Genomic DNA, 18,280 nt, shown 5'->3' with positions numbered 1-18,280 from the left:
GTTCAAGTGATCGAGCCTGCGGTCCAGCTTTGGTAGCTGAAAGTCTTGCCGCCATCGGTGTCCGTGGCAGTGAGGGAGTACGTCTCGCATGGTGCGGAACTGCAGGTGCTCAGGTGGTCCTCCGCGAAGGCGGTATAGATCAGCGTTGTCTTGCCAGAAAGGTTGATCCGCGCGTCAGAGCAGCCGGTCAGGGATGCGTAAGCGTCGCCGGCCCGGGGGCCGAGGTCGGACGGGTATCCGTTGTTGTTGCTGCGGCAATGCTCGAGTGTGACCACTGCATTGCGCAGGTCGGACTGCGCCGCCTTGTCCGTCGCGTTCTTGCGGTAGTTCAAATAGAGCGGGATCGCGATGGCGATGAGTACTCCGATGATCACGACTACAACGAGCAGTTCGATCAGGGTGAAGCCCCGATCGTGCGCCACGCGGTCCTTGCTCATCGATTTCCTCCGGTTCACCGTTGTCCGCTCTGTCCACGGAACTGGTGAGGCGCACGAGCGTGCGCCCCACCAGCGACGTGATTCGTCGATCAGCACTCCGCTACGGAACCGCCGGCCGAGCTGTCGTAGCAGTAGCTCTTTCCGCCGCCACCGCTCGTGCCCTTGAGGGTGTAGGACGTGGTACCGACAGCGGTGTAGGTCAGGGTGTTGTCCGAGCCGACCTTCGCCTTCTGCTGGTTGGCAGCATCGGGGCAGTTGAAGACCAGGTCGGCACCCTTAGTGGCACTTCCCGCGGCGGATGCGGGAACGCTGCCGCTGTCGGCGATGCACTGCTCGACCGCGGAGACGGCGTTGCGAGTGTCCGACTCTGCGGACTTGTTCTTGGCGCCCTTCTGGTAGTTCAGGTAGAGCGGGATGGCGATCGCGATCAGGATGCCGATGATCACGACGACCACCAGCAGCTCGATCAGGGTGAAGCCCTTCTCACCCTGGGCGCGCTCCTCGCGGAGCTTTGCCAGACGGTTGAACATGGGGGAGCCTCCTTGGCTCTGATGTGTGAATCGGGTTCTTGCGCGGTGTGTGCCTCTGACCGACGTGGTGTCGAACGTTGGGAGGGGGCGCAAGGGCGCTCCCCTCCCAACCGACTAGCAGGTGGTGCCTTCCTTGACCGACCCGCCGACTGAGCTGTTGTAGCAGTAGCTCTTTCCGCCACCGCTGCTCGCCGCGACGAGCTTGTAGGTGTCGGTGCCGGGCGTGTAGGTCAGCGTGTTGTCCGAGCCGACCTTGGCCGTCTGCGTGCCGCTTGCCCCGCAGGTGAACACGAGGTCAGCGCCCTTCGTGCCGCTGCCGGTAACAGCCGCCGCAGCCGGAACACTGCCACCGTCCGAGATGCACTGCTCGACGGTGGAGACCGCGTTGCGCACGTCCGACTCTGCGGACTTGTTCTTGGCGCCCTTCTGGTAGTTCAGGTACAGCGGGATGGCGATCGCGATCAGGATGCCGATGATCACGACGACCACCAGCAGCTCGATCAGGGTGAAGCCCTTCTCACCCTGGGCGCGCTCCTCGCGGAGCTTTGCCAGACGATTGAACATAAGAGCCTCCTTGGCTCGTGTCGGGGCTCGGCGAGGAGGTGCCGAATCTGGTGTCCCTCGGGACGTGAAATCGGCGTAAGTCTCAAGAAGTTGAGAGCGAAGCCGCACAACAATTTCTGGATGTGCTAGGCGTCGACCGGGACCTCGGCGCGCGGCGCCGCGCAATCGCCCGAATCGGCATAGTTCGTGCGGGGGTCGATCTGGCCGGCGAACTTGGGCCGCGCGAACAGGAAGCCTTGGCCGAAGGTTGAGCCGAGCCGGCGCAATAGCGCGGCCTGTGGCGCGCGCTCGATGCCCTCAGCCACCACGTCCAGGCCGAGGTCGCCGGCGAGCGCGATCAGCGCGGCCGCGAACCGTTCGGCTTCCGGCTCGCGGTCGATGTCCTGGATGAAGCTTTTGTCGATTTTCAGGGACTGCAACGGGATCTGCTGCAGGCGCACCAGCGAGGAGTACCCCTTGCCGAAGTCGTCGATGCACAACCGGGCGCCGACGTCGCGCAGCAGCAGCGCGACGCGGCGCGCGGCTTCGAAGTCCTCGACCAGCGCATCCTCGGTGATCTCGATGACGAGCTGTGCGGGCTGCAGCCGGTTGCGGTCCACGACACGGGCGACGAGGGCGGGCAGGGCGGGATCGGTCATCAGCATCGCCGGGACGTTGACCCCGATCCGCAGCCGGTCGTGGCCGAGCCGGCGCGACCACTGACTCAGCTGTGCGGTCGCATCGTCGAGAACCTGCTCGGTCAGCTGGCCGAGCAGTCCGGCCCGCTGGGCGACCGGGATGAAGCGGGCCGGGCTGATCGGCTGTCCGGCAACGGACCAGCGCGCGAGCGCCTCGTAGCCGAGCACGCTTCCGTCGGCGAGCCGGACGATCGGCTGGTAGGCGAACTCGATCCGGCGATCGGTCACCGCGGCGGTCAGCGGTTGACGCAGTCGCAGGTCGTCGGCGTTCGGCGGGGTCATGCCGGCGTGCCAGCGCGCCAGCCGACCCTTGCCGGCCCGCTTGGCCGCGTACATCGCGATGTCGGCGTGAGCCAACAGTTCGTCTGCGGTGGGTGTCAGGTCGGTCGGGCCCAGTTCGGCAAGCCCGATGCTCGCTCGCACCGTGAGCGACAGGTCGGCGACGTCGACCGGCTGGCTGAAGCAGTCGACGAGCCGTTCGGCCACCGCGATCGCGCCGTTGCCGTGCTCGAGCAGCACTGCGAACTCGTCGCCGCCGAGGCGCGCCACCGTGTCGCCGGGGCGCAGCAGCTCACGCAGCCGGACGGCGACCTGCTTGAGCAACTCGTCGCCGGCTCCGTGGCCGAGGGTGTCGTTGACCATCTTGAAGTCGTCGAGGTCGCAGAACAGGACGGCGAGCGGGCGGCTGTCGCGCCTGTGCAGCTCGAGCGCGTGGTGCACGCGGTCGCTGAACAGCGCGCGGTTCGCCAGGCCGGTGAGCAGGTCGTGGAACGCCTGGCGGTGCAGCTGCGCTTCACGCGCCGCGAGCGTGTCGATCAGATCGCGGTTCTCACGCACGGTGAGGTACTGGCGCAGCAACAGCAGTCCGAGCGCGATGGACATGCTGCCCAGCTCCACACCGTCCGGCGCCTTCCCCATGCCGTAGCGGACGGCAAGCACGGCGGCGGCCACGATCAGCGGCAGGTACGGCAGCATCGTCACCGCCGCCGGACGGGTGCCGGAATCGGCCGGTGCCGCAGCGCGGCGCGCGCTGCTCGCGGCGTTCCAGCCGGCGACGGCGAGCAGGACGAACGCCACGACCCAGCCGAGGTCGAGCAGACCGCCGGTGCGGTAGGCGTCGATGGCGTTCAAATAGGTGAAGGCGCTGTCGGCGACGGCCATCGCGATCATCGCGACGCTGAGCAGGGCGAGCTCGCGGATCCGGGCGCCCGGGCGGCAGAGTGCCGACAGTGCCATGCTCAGCACGAGGATGTCGCCGATGGGATAGGCGAGTGACACGGCGAACGCGAACGTGCCGTCGCCGCCCGCGTGGGCCACGGCGCCGAGCGAGGTCGACCACGACACCGCGAACAGGGCGCACACGAGCGTGCACGAGTCCAGGAACCAGCGCATCCGGCCATGGCGTCCGCGCAGTGCGGGAAACAGCAGCAGACCCACCGCTGAGCCGGCAGCGAAGGTGAGGTAGCCCGCGTCGGCGATGGACGGGAAGGGTGTCTCACTGCCGAGGACGAGTTCGTACCAGCACCAGATCAGCTGCCCACCTGCCCACCCGCCGGAGGCGAGCGCGATGAGTGCCCAGGCCGCGCGTAGCCGGTTGCGGTGCCGCAGCGCGGCCCAGGTCGCGCACGCGGCCGCGAGCGCCGGAGCCGCCAACTGCGCCAGGTCGTCGAGGTAGAGCCGGACGTGCTCGCCGGAGCGCAGCTGGACGATGCCGAGAACGCAGACTGCCAGCATGGCCAGGGCCGGTGCGATCCACGGCTGCGCCCGCGATGCCGCGGGCAGCGCCCGTCGCGCCGTGTCCGTCGCCACCGAGGCGACGGGGCGCGGCGTCTGCACGGCGGGCGTCGAGCTCATTGCCACACCTCCGGGCTCTGATGTGAGGTCTGCGACCCAATCGGCGCGGTGCTCGCCGACCTGAGCGGTCAAGGTTCGCCGTCGGCGGCCGATTGAGAAGGGGACGACTCAACCGCCCGCGAACGCCCACCCGAAGGACAGCCATTCCCATGGACGGCACGCCCAAGCTGGACCGTGTGCTCGGCGTGGCCGCGTGGGCGGTGATGGCGGGCGGCCTGCTGGTCGACCTCTTCGTCCGTGGCGCGGCGGCCGAGCCGAACCGCGGGGTGCTGTTCACGACCCTGGTCGTGTTCTTCCTGGTGCTGTGTGTGCGGCTGGTCCTGGCGCTGCGCCGACGCACCCGGCGTCGTTCTGCCTTGCGCCTGCTGCTTGTCGGTCTGATCGTCTGGGCAGCCGAATCGGCGTTCGTGGCCGGGGCGACCGTGCCTGCGTCGGGACGGCACCTGTCCGCCGGCGAGTTGCTGTTCCTGGTGGCCTATCTGGCGTTCGTCCTGTACCTGCTGATGGACACCGAGCATCGCGCGGGACATGCGGTCAGCACCTGGTTGGAGGTGGCTGTGCTGTGTGGCGGCAGCGCCTCGGTGGCGAGCGTGCTGCTGCTGACTCCGCTTGCAAACCGCTTCGGCGGCGGCGCTCCGCTACTGATTGCCCTGCTGTATCCGGTCACCGATCTGGTGCTCGCGCTGCTCGTCATCGGGCAGGTGGCGCTGCGGGTGCGCTCGCGCTCGCGCCTGACCGGTGCTCTCGCCCTGGGCTTTCTTGCGATGGCCGCGGCGGACACGACGTTCGTGGGCAACGTCACCCTGGGCAACGTCGGGACGACGCGGCTCACCGCACTGCTCTGGGGCGCGGGCTTCGCGTTGATCATCGGTGCCGCGTGCCGACTGCGCCCGGACGCGCCGCTGCCCGCCTCGCGCGCGGTGCCGGGTCCGGTCCTGATGTGCGCTGCGGTCGCCGCGGTGGTCGTGCTCGCGGTGCACCCGGGTGGTGCGATCGCCCCGTACGTCGTCATCCCGGGAGCGGTGACCCTGCTGGCAGCGGGTGGCCGGCTGGTGCTGGCGCTGCGCGAGGCCCGCGATGCCGCCGAGGCGTTCGCGCTGGCGCGCACGGATGACCTGACGTTGCTGCCGAACCGTCGCGCGGTGCTCGCGCGCGTCGACGAGCACATCGCGGCCAACCGTCCGCTCAGCCTGGTGCTCATGGATCTCAACGGATTCAAGGAGATCAACGACGCCCTGGGACACCTGACCGGTGACCGGGTGCTGGCCATCTGCGCCCGCCGGATGCGTGAGGCCTTGCCGCAGAGCATCCAGGTCGCTCGCTTCGGCGGCGACGAGTTCGCGCTCACCGTGTCCGACGACGACCCGATCGCTGTCCTGGAGATCGCGCAGCGGGCGCGCGCGGCGTTGTCGCAACCGACGTACGTCGAGGGCCTCGAGCTCGTGGTCGACGCCGCCGCCGGCGTCGCGGTGCGCGAGCCGAGTGACAAGGAGAGCGTGGCGCTGATGCGGCGTGCGGACGTCGCGATGTACCAGGCGAAGACGAGTGGGGCCGGTGCCCTGCTGTACGACCCGGCTCACGACGAGCACTCGCGAGCGAAGTTGCAGCTCGCCGAGGAACTGCGGCACGGGATCGTGTCCGGCCAGATGGTGCTCTGGTACCAGCCGCAGGTGCACGCGAGCACGCTGGAGGTGTACGGGCTCGAGGCACTGGTGCGCTGGCAGCATCCGACTCAGGGCCTGATCCCACCGGTCGCGTTCCTTCCGCTGGCTCGCCAGACCGGGCTGATGGCCGCGGTGTCCGAGGCCGTGGCCGCCCGGGCTGTCGCGGATCTGCACCGCTGGCAGGCCGATGGCATGGATGTGCGCGTGTCGCTGAACTGCGCCGCGCCGGAACTGCTCAGCGGCGTATTCAGCCGGCGGCTGGAGCGCGAGGCGCTGGACGGCGCGGTCGAGCTGTCCTCGTTCACGATCGAGGTCACCGAGGACTCGTTCCTCGCCGACCCCGAGCGGACCCGCGCCACGCTGTACAAGCTCCGGCGGCTCGGCCTGGGCATCTCGATCGACGACTACGGCACCGGGTTCTCGTCGCTCGCCTACCTGCGGGACCTGCCGCTGGACGAGCTGAAGTTGGATCGCTCGTTCATCTCGGCGATGGTAAGTGACCGTCGCAGCCGGATGATCGTGGAGTCGACGCTGCACATGGCCCACGCACTCGAGTTGCGCGTCGTGGGCGAAGGCGTGGAGAACGGCGCGACGTCGGCCGCACTTGTCGCCATGGGCGCGGACGTGCTGCAGGGCTATCACCTGGCCCGGCCGATGCCGCCGGAGGCGGTACCGGAGTGGATCGCGTCGCGCGCGTCGTCGTTCTGGCCGGCCGACTAGCGATCAGTAGGGCGGTGGTTGGTCGTTGGGGTCGGGTCCGGTCTGCTTCGGTGGTTCGGGTTGGGGTACGGGTAGTTCGGGTGGTCGGTAGTGGTAGTGGTGTCGGGTTGCCGAGGTCCAGTGGTAGGTGCCGTCGGGGGTGCGGGTGAGGGTCCAGCGGGCGTGGTGTTTGAGGTCGTGGTGCCTTGTGCAGAGGGGTTCGAGGTTGGTCACGCTGGTGGGGCCGTCGGGCCAGGGTGTGCGGTGATCCAGTTCGCAGGTGTGGGCTCTGCGTCGGCAGCCGGGCATGACGCAGTGTTGGTCGCGGGTGATGACGTGCCGGGTGATCGCGGTGGTGGGCTGGTAGCGGTCGGTGATCAGGCTGCTGTCGATCACCGGCCCGGTTGACGTCGAGGGTGCGTGGGCTGCGTTGGGCGTCTGGGGGCAGGTCTGGTCGAGGAGCCGACCCGCCTGATCGACAGGCCAGTAGTGGTAACGGGCGCCGGGCTGGTTCGCCATCCGGCGGGCGACATCTGCGGGGACGGGTTCCCCGTTCACATACCCGGGTTGGTCGTCCTGTCCGGCGAGGGTGGAGGCGGCGAGGGTGACGTTCACGGTCGGCCGTAGCCCGTGCTCGACCGGCACGCCGGGCATCGCCAGCGCGGCGGCGCAGATCTCCACCAGTGCGTCGGCACGCCGCTGGTCCGCGGTGCGGGTATCGTCGCGGCTGGTTCGCTGTCCCCAGGCGTTGACGGCGGTCCACACCGTTTCGATGCCGTCGGTCGGCGCGAACAGGTTCAACCAGCCCATCCCATCGTCCACGTGTTCCTTGCGCACATGCCGCTGCTCAGCAGCCTGCCGGTGCTTCTCGGCCTGCGACTTCGCATCATGTTTGGCGATCGCGCGGCGGACCGAGGCGCGGAACTCACCGGGTGTCTGCCCCGGCGCCCGCTTGAGCACCTGGGCCTGCACCTTCGCCACGATCGCGTCGGGCAGGTCCGCGCAGGCGGCCGCGAGAATCCTGGCGTGTACCGCGGACAGGTAGCCGCCGCGCATCAGCTCGAACGTGTCCCACAGCCGCCCGGTCAGCTCGCTGGCCGACTGCAGGCGCTCGTGGGCGGTGCCCGGCGCCAGGTGCAGCGCGCAGCCGACCTCGTCCTGCAGGAACTGGGTGCCGTCGGAGTCGCGATCACGCAGTTCGGCCAGCAGTTCCACCTGCTTGGCGTCGACCAGCGCCCGCAACCGGTCACACGCCGCCAGCGCGTCGATCAAGCCGGTGCCCGACAGCCGCGTGGGTAACAGTGATTCCATCGCGGTCAGTACCGCTCCGGACGGGGTGAGCACGGTGGCGGCTTCGGCGACCTGATCGGGCCGGTGCAGCACGTCCGACGCAGTGGGGAGCGGGGTGTACAGGGCGGGGTCGACCAGGTCGACGGTGATCCGGTCGACCACGATCTGATCTGATTCGCCCATGCGTCTGATTCTACAGTACGCGACCGACAAGTCAAGGTAATCGTCGAGACTTTCGCCTTATTTTATCGGCATATTTCGACAGAGTCAGCGCAGCCATACCAGGCGCAATTCACCACCGAAACGCGATCGAAGCACCGCGAGCCGACCAGCAGCGCGAGCCGACTCAAGCGCGACGCCCTCGTTCGCCTCGCCGTTACTCAACACTGAGTGGCGACTTGCACCTTGAGTGGCGACCTGTTGCCCGCCACTCAACTGATAACCCGCCACTCAACGAATGGCGTCAGTTCGGGTCAGGCGGGGACGGCACCGCTCATCATCGCGACGCCCGCGTACGGCAGCGCGAACTGGTCGGCGGTGGGCACCGAGATGCCGTCCAGGCCGATGCCCTGCGCGATGAGCCGGTACGCCTCGGGGTTGTTGCGCCGCTGCCCGTCCAGCATCTGCGCGCAGTGCGCCCAGACCGGGGTGCTCGCGGGGGACCCGCAGAACGGTCCCGGCTTCGCGCCGGGCAGCGCGAACGTGGTGAGTCCCATGACGGAGAGGATTGCGCGGACCCGTTCGTCGACCGTCATCAGCAGCGAGCGGACGTGGTTCTCGCGGGCCGCGATGACCAGGCCGTGGTAGAGCGCGGCGGTGATCATCATGCGTTTGGATCCGGCACCGCGCGGCACGCCGAGTGTCGCCACGTCCCAGGTGTCCTCGGGGTCGATGCCGGCTGCGCGCGCTGCCCGGCCGCCGTCGATCCACCAGGGCGGCCCGCCGGCCTCGACGAGCGTCTTCAACCCGGTCGGGCCGGGCGTGACGATCCGCATGAACCCGAGTACGTCGTCGCGCCCGTTGAGCACGGCGAGGAATACCGACGCGCTCTCGAACGGCGCGAACTCGGCGATGTGATCGGCCCGGTCCACGCCGTACGTGCGCGCGAAGATGGCCGCTTCCTCCTCGAAGATCGCGTCCCGGATCGGTCCGGACAGCGACAGGACGAGCCGCAACTGCTGGTGCACGAGGTCCCCACCTCCTGCAGACCGCGAACGGCCTGCACCCTACGCGCCACTCCGGCGCAAGTTCACGAGGATCTTACACGCGGAGTTGATCTGGGGAAAGTCTCGATCATCGGGCCGGTTCGTCGACCGGCGGGCGGGGTCTGGACTAGTTGGACTGGATGTGCTGGTAGATCGAGAACATCGGCATGTACAGGCAGATCACCATCACGCCGATGACCGCGCCGAGCAGCACGACCAGCAGCGGTTCGAGCGCCGAGGTGAGGGCCTCGGTCGCGGTCTCCACCTCGCGGTCGTAGTAGTCGGCAACCTTGTCCAGCATGTCGGTGATCTGGCCGGTCTCCTCGCCGACCTCGATCATCTGCACGACCATGCTCGGGAACAGCGGGTGCTTGGCCAGCGGCGCCGACATCTGGCCGCCGAGCCGCACCGAGTCACGCACCTCGATCATCGCTTCGTTGATCACCGCACTGCCGGACGTTCCGCCCACGACGTCCAGTGCCTGGATGATCGGGACACCGACGGCGAGCAGGGTGCCCAGGTTCCGCGCCCAGCGGCTGATGGCCAACTTCGTGAACAGCGCGCCGAACACGGGAAGTCGCAGCTTGAACCGGTCGACCTTGAGCCGGAACGAGGCGTTCGTCTGGACAGCCTTGCGGAACGCCCGGAAACCGGCGAACGTGCCGATCAGGACGACCGGCAGGATCCACAGCATGTTGTGCGAGAGCGTGACGAGGATCTGGGTGGGCAGCGGCAGCTTGCCACCGAGGTTCTTGAACATCTTCTCGAAGATCGGGACGATGAACAAGATCACGCCGGTGCCCATGAGCAGCGAGAAGATCAGCACGATCACCGGGTAGGTCATCGCCGACTTGATCTTCTGACGCAGGTTCGCGTCCGCCTCGTACATGCGCGCGATGCGGGCAAGCGCGTCGTCGAGGAAGCCGCCGGTCTCGCCGGCCTTGATCATGTTGACCATCAGCGGTGGGAAGTGGTCCGGATGCTGGGCCATCGACGACGACAGCGTCGCGCCGCCCTGGACCTCCAGCTTCACCTGGGTGATCGCCTCACGCAGCTTCGGCTTGGACGTCTGCTCCTCGAGGATCGCGAGCGAGCGCAGCAGGGTGAGACCGGACGAGGTCATCGACGCGAACTGCCGCGCGAAGATCGCCAGGTCCTTCAGCGACGTCCCGCCGCGGAAGCCGGGGAGCTTGATCTCCTTCTGCAACCCGGTACCGGCGCCGGCGATCGACATCGGCACCAGGCGCTGGTTGGCCAGCGCAGTGGCGGCCGCGTCGGACGACTCGGAGTCGATCTTTCCCTTGACGAGCGCGCCGGACGCGTCCAGCGCCTCGTAGCTGAAGGTCTTGGTAGCCATCACACCCTCGCAAGCCGACGGAACTCGGTCTGGTCATGCGCCAGCTCGAGGGCGGTGCCCATGCTGACGAGCTGCTGGTTGTAGCGCTGTGCGAGGTGCTGGTCGAAGCTGATCATGCCGATCTCGCCCGAGGACTGCAGCACGTTCGGGATCTGGTGCACCTTGCTCTCGCGGATCAGGTTGCGCACCGCAGGGGTCGCGATCATGATCTCGCAGACGATCGTGCGGCCGTTACCGTCACGGGTCGGGGCCAGCGCCTGGGTGACGACGCCCTGCAGGCAGTTCGCCAGCTGCGCGCGGATCTGCTGCTGCTGGTGCGGCGGGTAGATGTCGATGAGACGGTCGACGGTCTGCGCGGCCGACTGCGTGTGCAGCGTCGCGAGCACCAGGTGGCCCGTCTCCGCCGCGGTGACCGCGACCGACGTCGTCTCCAGGTCACGCAGCTCGCCGACGAGGATGATGTCCGGGTCCTGGCGCAACGCGTGCCTGAGCGCGACGGCGAAGTCGGCGGTGTCGGCGCCGACCTCACGCTGGTTCACCACGCACTTCTGATGGGTGTGCAGGTACTCGATCGGGTCCTCGATGGTCATGATGTGTGCCCTGCGCGTGCGGTTCGCCACGTCCAGCAGGCTGGCGAGGGTGGTGGTCTTACCCGACCCGGTGGGTCCGGTGACCAGCACGAGACCGCGCGGCAGGTGGGCGAACTGCTCGACGTCGTTGGGCAGTCCGAGCTCGGCCAGGTTGCGGATGTGGTGCGGGATGACGCGGAACGCGGCACCGATCGAGCCGCGCTGGCGGTACACGTTCACGCGGAACCGGCTGGCGTCCTCGACGAAGTACGCGGTGTCCAGCTCCTGGGTGTTCTCGAACCGCTCCCACTTGTCGTCGTCGAGGATCGAGCGCAGCAACAACTCGGTGTCCTGTGGGGCGAGTGGCTCGTGGTCCTCGAGCGGCGCCAGCGAGCCGTGCAGCCGGATCGCCGGCGGGATGCCGGCCGTGATGTGCAGGTCGGAGCCGCCGCGCCGAACCGTCAGTGTCAGCAGGTCGTCCAGGTATTTGCGGGCGTCCTCGTCGGGCTGCGGGCCCGGCAGCGCCGACTGGTGCTTGGAGAGCACCGGCTGCAGGGTCCTGGCTCGACGGTATCCAGCCTCAAACGGTGACACGGAGCACCTCCTCGACGGTGGTAAGTCCTGATGTGCACTTGCGCAGGCCGTCCTCGCGCAGCGTGACCATGCCCTCGGCGACCGCCACGTGACCGACCTCGGTGGACGATGCGTGCCGCACCGCCAACCGCTCGATCTCCTCCGTCACCGGCATGACCTCGTTGATCGCGAGCCGGCCCCGGTAGCCGGTCTGGCCGCACGAGCGGCAGCCGACCGGACGCCAGAGCTGCTCGGGCGCCTTCAGCTGGTCAGTCGGCCAGGCCATCGCCTCGAGCTCGGCGTCGGACGGCTCGTAGGCGTCCTTGCACCACTCGCACAGTCGCCGGGACAGCCGCTGGGCGAGCACGCAGTCGAGCGAGGAACCCACCAGGAACGGCTCGATCCCCATCTCGATGAGCCGGGTGATCGCGCTCGGCGCGTCGTTGGTGTGCAGGGTGGACAACACGAGGTGGCCGGTGAGGGCCGCTTCGACGCCCAGTTGCGCGGTTGCCTTGTCGCGGATCTCGCCGATCAGCACGACGTCCGGGTCGGACCGCAGGATCGCCGGCAGCACCGCGGCGAAGGTCAGCCCGGCCTTGTGGTTCACCTGCACCTGGTTGACGCCGGCCAGCCGGTACTCGACCGGGTCCTCGACCGTGATGATGTTGACCTCGGGCTTGCTGATCTCCGCGAGGGTCGCGTACAGCGTGGTCGACTTGCCGGAGCCGGTCGGCCCGGTGACCAGCACCATGCCGTGCGGCTTGGTGAAGGAGCGGGAGAAGCGCGCGTAGGTGTCCTCGGCGAAACCGAGCTTCTTGAGCTCCAGGTCGATGCCGCCGGTGTCCAGGACACGCAGCACGATCTTCTCGCCCCACACCGTGGGCAGGGTCGCCAGGCGCAGGTCGACGGTGTGCTTGTCCAGCCGGACGGTGATGCGACCGTTCTGCGGCACCCGCCGCTCGGTGATGTCGACGGCGGCCATGATCTTCAACCGCGAGATGAGCGCCGACTGGACGCCGGCCGGCACCCGGTCGACCTCGTGCAGCACGCCGTCGATCCGGTAGCGCACCCGCAGGTCCTTCTCGGACGGCTCCAGGTGCAGGTCGGAGGCACGGTTCTGGATCGCCTGTTCCAGCAGGGAGTTCACGTACCGGACGATGGGGGCGTCGTCGCCGGCGGAGATGTTCGCAAAGGCCGAGTCGTCCTCCGGCCGAAGCGACGCGGCGACGTCGGCGAGGTCGCTCTCCTCGCGCTTGAGGCGGTCGATGATCCTGCGCAGTTCGCTGCGTGCCACCACGACCGGGCGGATGTCCATGGCGGTCGCGGCGCGCACGTCGTCCATCGCGACGACGTCGTCGGGATCGGTGATCGCCACGACCAGTTCGTCGCCGGAGATGCCGATGCCCAGCAGGCGGTGCCGCAGCACCATCGGCAGCGGGATCTTCGCGACCGCGGCGGCGTCGATCGGGTAGCCGACGAGGTCGACGGCGTTGAGGCCGGCGGCGTCGGCGGACGCCTCGGTGAGCTCGACCTCGGTGATGACCTGATCGTTGATCAGGATGTCGCGGATGGAGCGCCCGCTCCGGTCGGCCTCGTCAGCGGCCTCCTGCAACGCGTGTGCGTCCGCACCCCGCGCTTGCAGCGCGTCGAGCAGGGGTCGATAGGACGGATACATGGCACCCCCTCCTTCGACGCGGCGCGCCGTGCAGGGAGCACCGCGGGCACGCGGCGCTCTACGTCCAGACCATCGGCCCGGACGCAGCGGACTTGAGGGGTAGCGGGCTCAGCCGGTGATGTACTGCTCGAGCTGGGCGCGGTCCTGCTCGAGCTGGCGCATCCGCGCGGACACGACGTCACCGATGGACACGATCCCGACCAGGCGGCCTTCGTCGAGCACCGGCATGTGCCGCACCCGCCGCTCGGTCATCGTGGTGGCGATGCTGTCCAGCGAGTCGTGCGGCGTGCAGCCGATCACCGTGCTGGTCATGATCTCGCCCACCGTCGCGTCCAGCAGGTCCGCGCCACGGTCGTGCAGCCGGCGTACCACGTCGCGTTCGGACACGATTCCGGACACAGCGGCGGCCTCGGTTTCGCCGGCGACGACCACGAGGGCGCCGATCCGGTGTTCGGCGAGCAGGCGTAGCAACTCGCGAACCGGGGTCTGCGCAGTTGTCGTGATGACCTCATCGCCCTTGTACCGGAGTACGTCCGAGATCTGCACGGCCCACCTCGCGAGTCCATCAGGCGCCGGGTCGGCGCGGTCCGACATCGCTTCCGACGCTAGCTCAGATCGCCTTCTCGTGGGAGGTGACGCCCCGGTCGAGCGTCGGGTGCGCCCGCGGGGCCAGCGGGCTCAGGGCCGTGCGCGCCTTCACCCAGGCCGTTGCCTGGGCGTGCGGCATCGGCATCGCCACGTGCCAGCCCTGGACGCCGTCGCAGCCCAGCGAGTACAGCACCTGCCATTCGTCCTGGGTCTCGACGCCCTCGGCGATCGCCGGTAGGCCGCGCGCGTGGGCCAGGTCGACCAGCGCCCGCACGATCCCGATGGACTCGGTGTCCTCGGACATCGCGGCGACGAACACCCGGTCGATCTTGATCTCGTCCACCGGCAGCATGTGCAGGCGCAGCAACGAGGAGTACCCGGTACCGAAGTCGTCCAGGCTGATGGTGACGCCGAGGGCGCGGAGCCGGTGCAACGTGTTGTTGGCCGCCTCGATCTGCTGGGTGGCCATCCGCTCGGTGATCTCCAACTGCAGCATCGCGGCGGGGAGCGAGTAGCTGTCCAGGCCGGCGATGATCACATCGGTCAGCCGGTCGCCGATCAGGTCGGACGGCGAGACGTTGACGGCAATCGGCACGTACATGCCCGCATCCCGCCAGGCAGCCATCTGGGCCAGCGCCAGGCCGATCACCCGCTCGGTCAGCAGCGGCATGATCCCGGACCGTTCGGCGAGCGGGATGAACAGGTCCGGGGGCACCTTGCCGCGCTGCGGGTGCTGCCAGCGCAGCAGCGCCTCGACGCCCAGCGTGGAGCCGTCGCGGGTGGCCAGCTTCGGCTGGTAGTAGAGCTCGAGTTCGTCGGTGTTGAGGGCCTTGCGCAGTTCGGCGAGCAGGCTGAGTCGATCGGCCGAGTTCTGGTCGCGATGCACCGAGTACGCCGCGACTCCGGTGCGATCGGCCTTCGCGGTGTACATCGCGATGTCCGCGCGGCGCAGCAGCTCGTCCTTGTCCGTGCCGTGCTCGGGGCAGACCGCCAGGCCGATGCTGACCTCGACCTCCAGCTCCACGGCCGAGAGCGGGACCGGCTCGACCAGCGCGGTGCGCAGCCGGGTCGCCACCTGCAGCATCTCGTCCTGATCGGCGTCGAGCACGACCACCGCGAACTCGTCGCCGCCCAGCCGGGCGACGTGGTCGGCGGTGCGTACCGACTGGCGCAGCCGCTCGGCGAACTCGGTGAGCAGCTCGTCCCCGATCTGGTGCCCGAGGGTGTCGTTGACCAGCTTGAAGTCGTCCAGGTCGATCAGCATGAGACCGAACGGACGACTGGTGTGCGTGTACTCGTCGAACGCCTCCTCGAGCGCGAAGCTGAGCGCGCTGCGGTTGGGCAGCCCGGTCAGCGGGTCGTGCGAGGCCGCGTGCTCGCGTTCCAGGGACAGCTGCGCGGTGTAGTACAGCAGCAGCAGCGGGATGAGCAGCAGCGGCAGCAGCTCCCAGGTGGTCTCGGCGAGGATCACGACCAGCGGGGAAAGCGCGAGCACCGAGAACGTCATGGCGCTGTAGTGCAGGAAGTCGTCCGTGAACATGCTGCGGAAGTTGCGGCGGAACGTCAGGACCGCGGCAACCAGCGCGAGGTTGACGACGAAGTAGACGGCCCACACGCCGATGACCCAGACCATGTCGGCGAGGCTGAACGAGCGGAGCGGGTCGCTCAGCGTCGGCTTGTTCCCGGCCGCGACCATGACCAGGTAACCGCAGTACAGCGAAATGCTGTACTGCCCGGCGTTGAAGGTCGGCTTCCACCACTGCTTGCCGGCCCGCGCGTCGGCGGAGATCGAGGCGATGGCGACCATCAGGATGGCCGGCCAGGGGCCCCAGATGAAGAGCATCGCGCAGCCGAACGGGGTGGACATGACGACGCCCTGCGGGTCGTGCCCGCGGCCCTGCACCAGGGGCAGCAGCTCCAGGGCGATCAGCAGGCAGGCGGTCATCGCCAGCTCGGCGACCATGTCCACCTCGGGCGTGACGGCCAGCCGATAGACCGCGTAGGCGATCAGCGTCCAGCCCACAGCGACTGATGCGTACCACGTGATGGACGACATCGAGATCGTGCGCAGCGAGAACTCGTTACGCCTGCTGGTCATGGACACTCCCGGGTGGACTCTTGGGATGTCCATCGGCCGGCGGCCGGACATATTTAGCGCCAGAGCCTGCTGATCATGCCTCAGATTCGGCCACCGCCCGCCGACTAGACAGGCATGACGTGGCGCCCTTCGCTCTGGCAGATCGCGCTCGGGGTAGGCACCGCGCTGATCGCCGTCTACTTCCTGCTCCCGAGCCAGGGCCTGGCGCACTCCGTGATCTATCTGGTGATCGGGTTCGCGGGCGCGCTCGCGGTGCTGCTCGGCATTCACCGGCACCGGCCGGCTGACCGGCTCACCTGGGTGTTCTTCGCGCTCGGCAGCGCGTTCTCGATGCTGGCGGACGCGCTGGCGATCGTGTACGACCAGATGGGCTGGGAACTGCCCGACCCGTCGCTGGTCGACGTGCTCTACCTGCTCGCCTACCCGTTCCTGTTCGTCGCGGTGCTGCGCCTGGGGCGTCAGGTCTCCGGCCGGGGCACCCGCGAGCGCCGCACCGACGCCGCGATCGTGACGATGGGCGCGTTCGCACTGTGCTGGCGGCTGCTGATCGGCAGCTACGCCGGGGACAGCTCGCTGACCTGGCTCGCGAAGGTGACGCTGGCCGCGTACCCGATCATGGACGTCGGCATCGTCTTCGTGCTCGCCAGCTCGCTGCTGTTCGGCGGGGCTCGCAGCGCCGCGCACAAGATCGTCGCGGTGGCCATGGTCGTGATGCTGATCGGCGACATCGGCTACCTGTTGCTCGAGCTGCACGGTGCCTACACCGACGGCAGCGCCATCGACGTCACGTGGCTGCTCAACTACGTGCTGATCGGTGTGGCGGCGCTGCATCCCTCGATGGCCGCCCAACCTGCGTCAGTGCGTTCGGAGCCGATGGGACGTTCGACCTGGATGCCCACGGTCGCGATTTCCGCCGCCATCCCGCCGGCGCTGCTGGTCGTTTCCGGGATCGCGCTGCGGCGGGCTGACATCGGCGTGCTCGGAGTCACCTCGCTGCTACTGATCGGCATGATCCTGCTGCGGATGGACTGGATGGTCGGGCGGTTGTCCGGGCAGGCGCAGGAGCTCGCCGAGCAGGCCGCCACGCTCCGCAAGGCGCTGGCTGTCCGCGACGACCTCGAGGCCGACCTGCGCCACCAGGCCTTCCACGACAGCCTCACCGGCCTGGCCAACCGCGCGCTGCTGACCGACCGGCTGCAGCACGCGTTGTCGGCCGCCGAGCGCAACGGCGGAACGGTCGGCCTGATCCTGTGCGACCTGGACGGCTTCAAGACCGTGAACGACAGCCTCGGCCACCCGGCCGGTGACGCGCTGCTGATCACGGTGGCCGACCGGTTGGCATCTGCCGTCCGGTCCGGGGACACCGTCGCCCGCCTCGGCGGCGACGAGTTCGCCGTGCTGATGGACCAGGTGGTCGACCCCTCGGATGCGACGGCGGTGGCCGGGCGCATCGTGCGGCTGCTGCACGAGCAGGTCCGGCTGGACGACCATGCGCTGGTGGTGTCGGCGAGCATCGGCATCTCGCTCGGCACGGCCGGCAAGTCCGGGCAGCAACTGCTCGCTGAGGCCGACGCCGCGATGTACGAGGCCAAGTCCAACGGCAAGAACGGCTACGCGATGTTCGAGCCGTCGATGCGCTCGCGCGCGGTGGAACGGCTGCGGCTCACCAACGCATTCGACGGCGCGTTGGAGCGCGAGGAGTTCTACCTGGAGTTCCAGCCGCAGTTCGCGCTCGACGGCGGCCGGCTCGAGGGCTTCGAGGCGCTCGTCCGGTGGCACCACCCCACGCTCGGCGCGCTGAGTCCCATGCGTTTCATCCCGCTGGCCGAGGAGACCGGGTTCATCGTCCCGCTCGGACGCTGGGTGCTGGAGCGGGCCTGCGCGGCGGCTGCGGGTTGGCCGGCGACGCCCGAGGGTGCCCTGACCATGTCGGTGAACCTGTCGCCACGTCAGTTGATCGACCCGCATCTGGTGGCCGACGTCGCCGGCGCGCTGCGCCGCAGCGGGCTGGCCGGCGAGCAGCTCGTCATCGAGATCACCGAGACCAGTCTGGTGACGGATGCGCGCCGGTCGGTCGATGCGCTGCACAAGATCAAGAAGATGGGCGTGCGCGTCGCCGTCGACGACTTCGGCACCGGCTACTCGTCCCTGGGTCAGCTGCGGAACTTCCCCATCGACATCTTGAAGATCGACAAGTCGTTCGTCGACCAGCTCGCCGGAGAGCGCACCGACGGCTTCGGGCTCGTCGAGGCGATCATCCGGCTCGCCCACGAGCTGGACCTGTCGACCGTCGCCGAGGGCATCGAGGACACTGCGCAGCGCGAGCGGCTGACGCAGATGGGCTGCTGGAGCGGGCAGGGCTTCTTGATGTCGCGCCCGCTGAGCCAGCGCGTCGCCGAGAACGTCGCGCGCCGCGCCGCGTCCGAATCCGACCTCGCCTACCTGCCGGCGCCCGAGGACGGCCTGCTCGACGCCGGCTGAGCCCGCTGCTGCCCTGACG

Annotated in this window: 13 protein-coding genes; 2 read left to right on the top strand and 11 right to left on the bottom strand. The window is 68.8% G+C overall.

Going from position 1 to position 18,280, the window contains the following annotated elements; translation table 11 throughout:
* Positions 1-2: 2 nt before the first annotated feature.
* From M6B22_RS07825 to M6B22_RS07810, 4 genes are all read right to left on the bottom strand, one after another.
* Positions 3-437 (bottom strand): prepilin-type N-terminal cleavage/methylation domain-containing protein, encoded by a 435-nt coding sequence (locus M6B22_RS07825; RefSeq protein ID WP_269445208.1) that lies wholly within the window; start codon positions 435-437, stop codon positions 3-5.
* Between the two features lie 89 nt (positions 438-526).
* On the bottom strand, positions 527-967 hold the full coding sequence (locus M6B22_RS07820) for a prepilin-type N-terminal cleavage/methylation domain-containing protein (protein ID WP_269445207.1): 441 nt from the start codon (positions 965-967) through the stop codon (positions 527-529).
* 114 nt (positions 968-1,081) lie between these two features.
* On the bottom strand, positions 1,082-1,531 hold the full coding sequence (locus tag M6B22_RS07815) for a prepilin-type N-terminal cleavage/methylation domain-containing protein (RefSeq protein ID WP_269445206.1): 450 nt from the start codon (positions 1,529-1,531) through the stop codon (positions 1,082-1,084).
* A gap of 125 nt (positions 1,532-1,656) precedes the next feature.
* The gene (locus tag M6B22_RS07810) at positions 1,657-4,062 is read right to left on the bottom strand and encodes a putative bifunctional diguanylate cyclase/phosphodiesterase (protein ID WP_269445205.1); all 2,406 of its coding nucleotides are present in this window, start codon (positions 4,060-4,062) and stop codon (positions 1,657-1,659) included.
* A gap of 149 nt (positions 4,063-4,211) precedes the next feature.
* Here M6B22_RS07810 and M6B22_RS07805 point away from each other — a divergent pair, with 149 nt between their 5' ends.
* Entirely contained in the window at positions 4,212-6,446 is a 2,235-nt protein-coding gene (locus M6B22_RS07805; RefSeq protein WP_269445204.1) for a putative bifunctional diguanylate cyclase/phosphodiesterase, read from the top strand.
* Between the two features lie 3 nt (positions 6,447-6,449).
* On the opposite strand, the gene M6B22_RS07800 is transcribed toward M6B22_RS07805, so the two are convergent.
* The 7 genes from M6B22_RS07800 to M6B22_RS07770 all read right to left on the bottom strand — a co-directional run bounded on the left by M6B22_RS07800 (position 6,450) and on the right by M6B22_RS07770 (position 15,780).
* A complete protein-coding gene (locus tag M6B22_RS07800; RefSeq protein ID WP_269445203.1) occupies positions 6,450-7,898 on the bottom strand; it encodes an HNH endonuclease signature motif containing protein in 1,449 nt (482 codons plus the stop codon).
* Between the two features lie 290 nt (positions 7,899-8,188).
* Positions 8,189-8,902 carry a hypothetical protein gene (locus M6B22_RS07795; protein ID WP_269445202.1) on the bottom strand — a complete coding sequence of 238 codons (714 nt, stop codon included), beginning with the start codon at positions 8,900-8,902 and terminating at the stop codon, positions 8,189-8,191.
* 145 nt (positions 8,903-9,047) lie between these two features.
* On the bottom strand, positions 9,048-10,277 hold the full coding sequence (locus M6B22_RS07790) for a type II secretion system F family protein (RefSeq protein WP_269445201.1): 1,230 nt from the start codon (positions 10,275-10,277) through the stop codon (positions 9,048-9,050).
* Positions 10,277-11,392, bottom strand: coding sequence for a type IV pilus twitching motility protein PilT (locus M6B22_RS07785; protein WP_269445200.1), 1,116 nt, complete (start codon positions 11,390-11,392; stop codon positions 10,277-10,279). Before M6B22_RS07785 ends, M6B22_RS07790 begins: the two co-directional genes overlap by 1 nt.
* 34 nt (positions 11,393-11,426) lie before the next feature.
* Positions 11,427-13,094 carry a GspE/PulE family protein gene (locus M6B22_RS07780; RefSeq protein WP_269445199.1) on the bottom strand — a complete coding sequence of 556 codons (1,668 nt, stop codon included), beginning with the start codon at positions 13,092-13,094 and terminating at the stop codon, positions 11,427-11,429.
* A gap of 108 nt (positions 13,095-13,202) precedes the next feature.
* Positions 13,203-13,640 carry a CBS domain-containing protein gene (locus M6B22_RS07775; RefSeq protein ID WP_407935663.1) on the bottom strand — a complete coding sequence of 146 codons (438 nt, stop codon included), beginning with the start codon at positions 13,638-13,640 and terminating at the stop codon, positions 13,203-13,205.
* A 64-nt stretch (positions 13,641-13,704) separates the two neighbouring features.
* Positions 13,705-15,780 (bottom strand): putative bifunctional diguanylate cyclase/phosphodiesterase, encoded by a 2,076-nt coding sequence (locus M6B22_RS07770; RefSeq protein ID WP_269445197.1) that lies wholly within the window; start codon positions 15,778-15,780, stop codon positions 13,705-13,707.
* Between the two features lie 114 nt (positions 15,781-15,894).
* On the opposite strand from M6B22_RS07770, the gene M6B22_RS07765 reads away from it, so the two are divergent.
* A complete protein-coding gene (locus M6B22_RS07765; RefSeq protein ID WP_269445196.1) occupies positions 15,895-18,261 on the top strand; it encodes a putative bifunctional diguanylate cyclase/phosphodiesterase in 2,367 nt (788 codons plus the stop codon).
* The last annotated feature ends 19 nt before the right edge of the window (positions 18,262-18,280 follow it).

The sequence above is a fragment of the Jatrophihabitans cynanchi genome (assembly GCF_027247405.1).
GTDB classification, from domain to species: domain Bacteria; phylum Actinomycetota; class Actinomycetes; order Mycobacteriales; family Jatrophihabitantaceae; genus Jatrophihabitans_B; species Jatrophihabitans_B cynanchi.
Note: the sequence above shows the minus strand (reverse complement) of the source record. Positions and strands in the feature narration are given on the sequence as shown.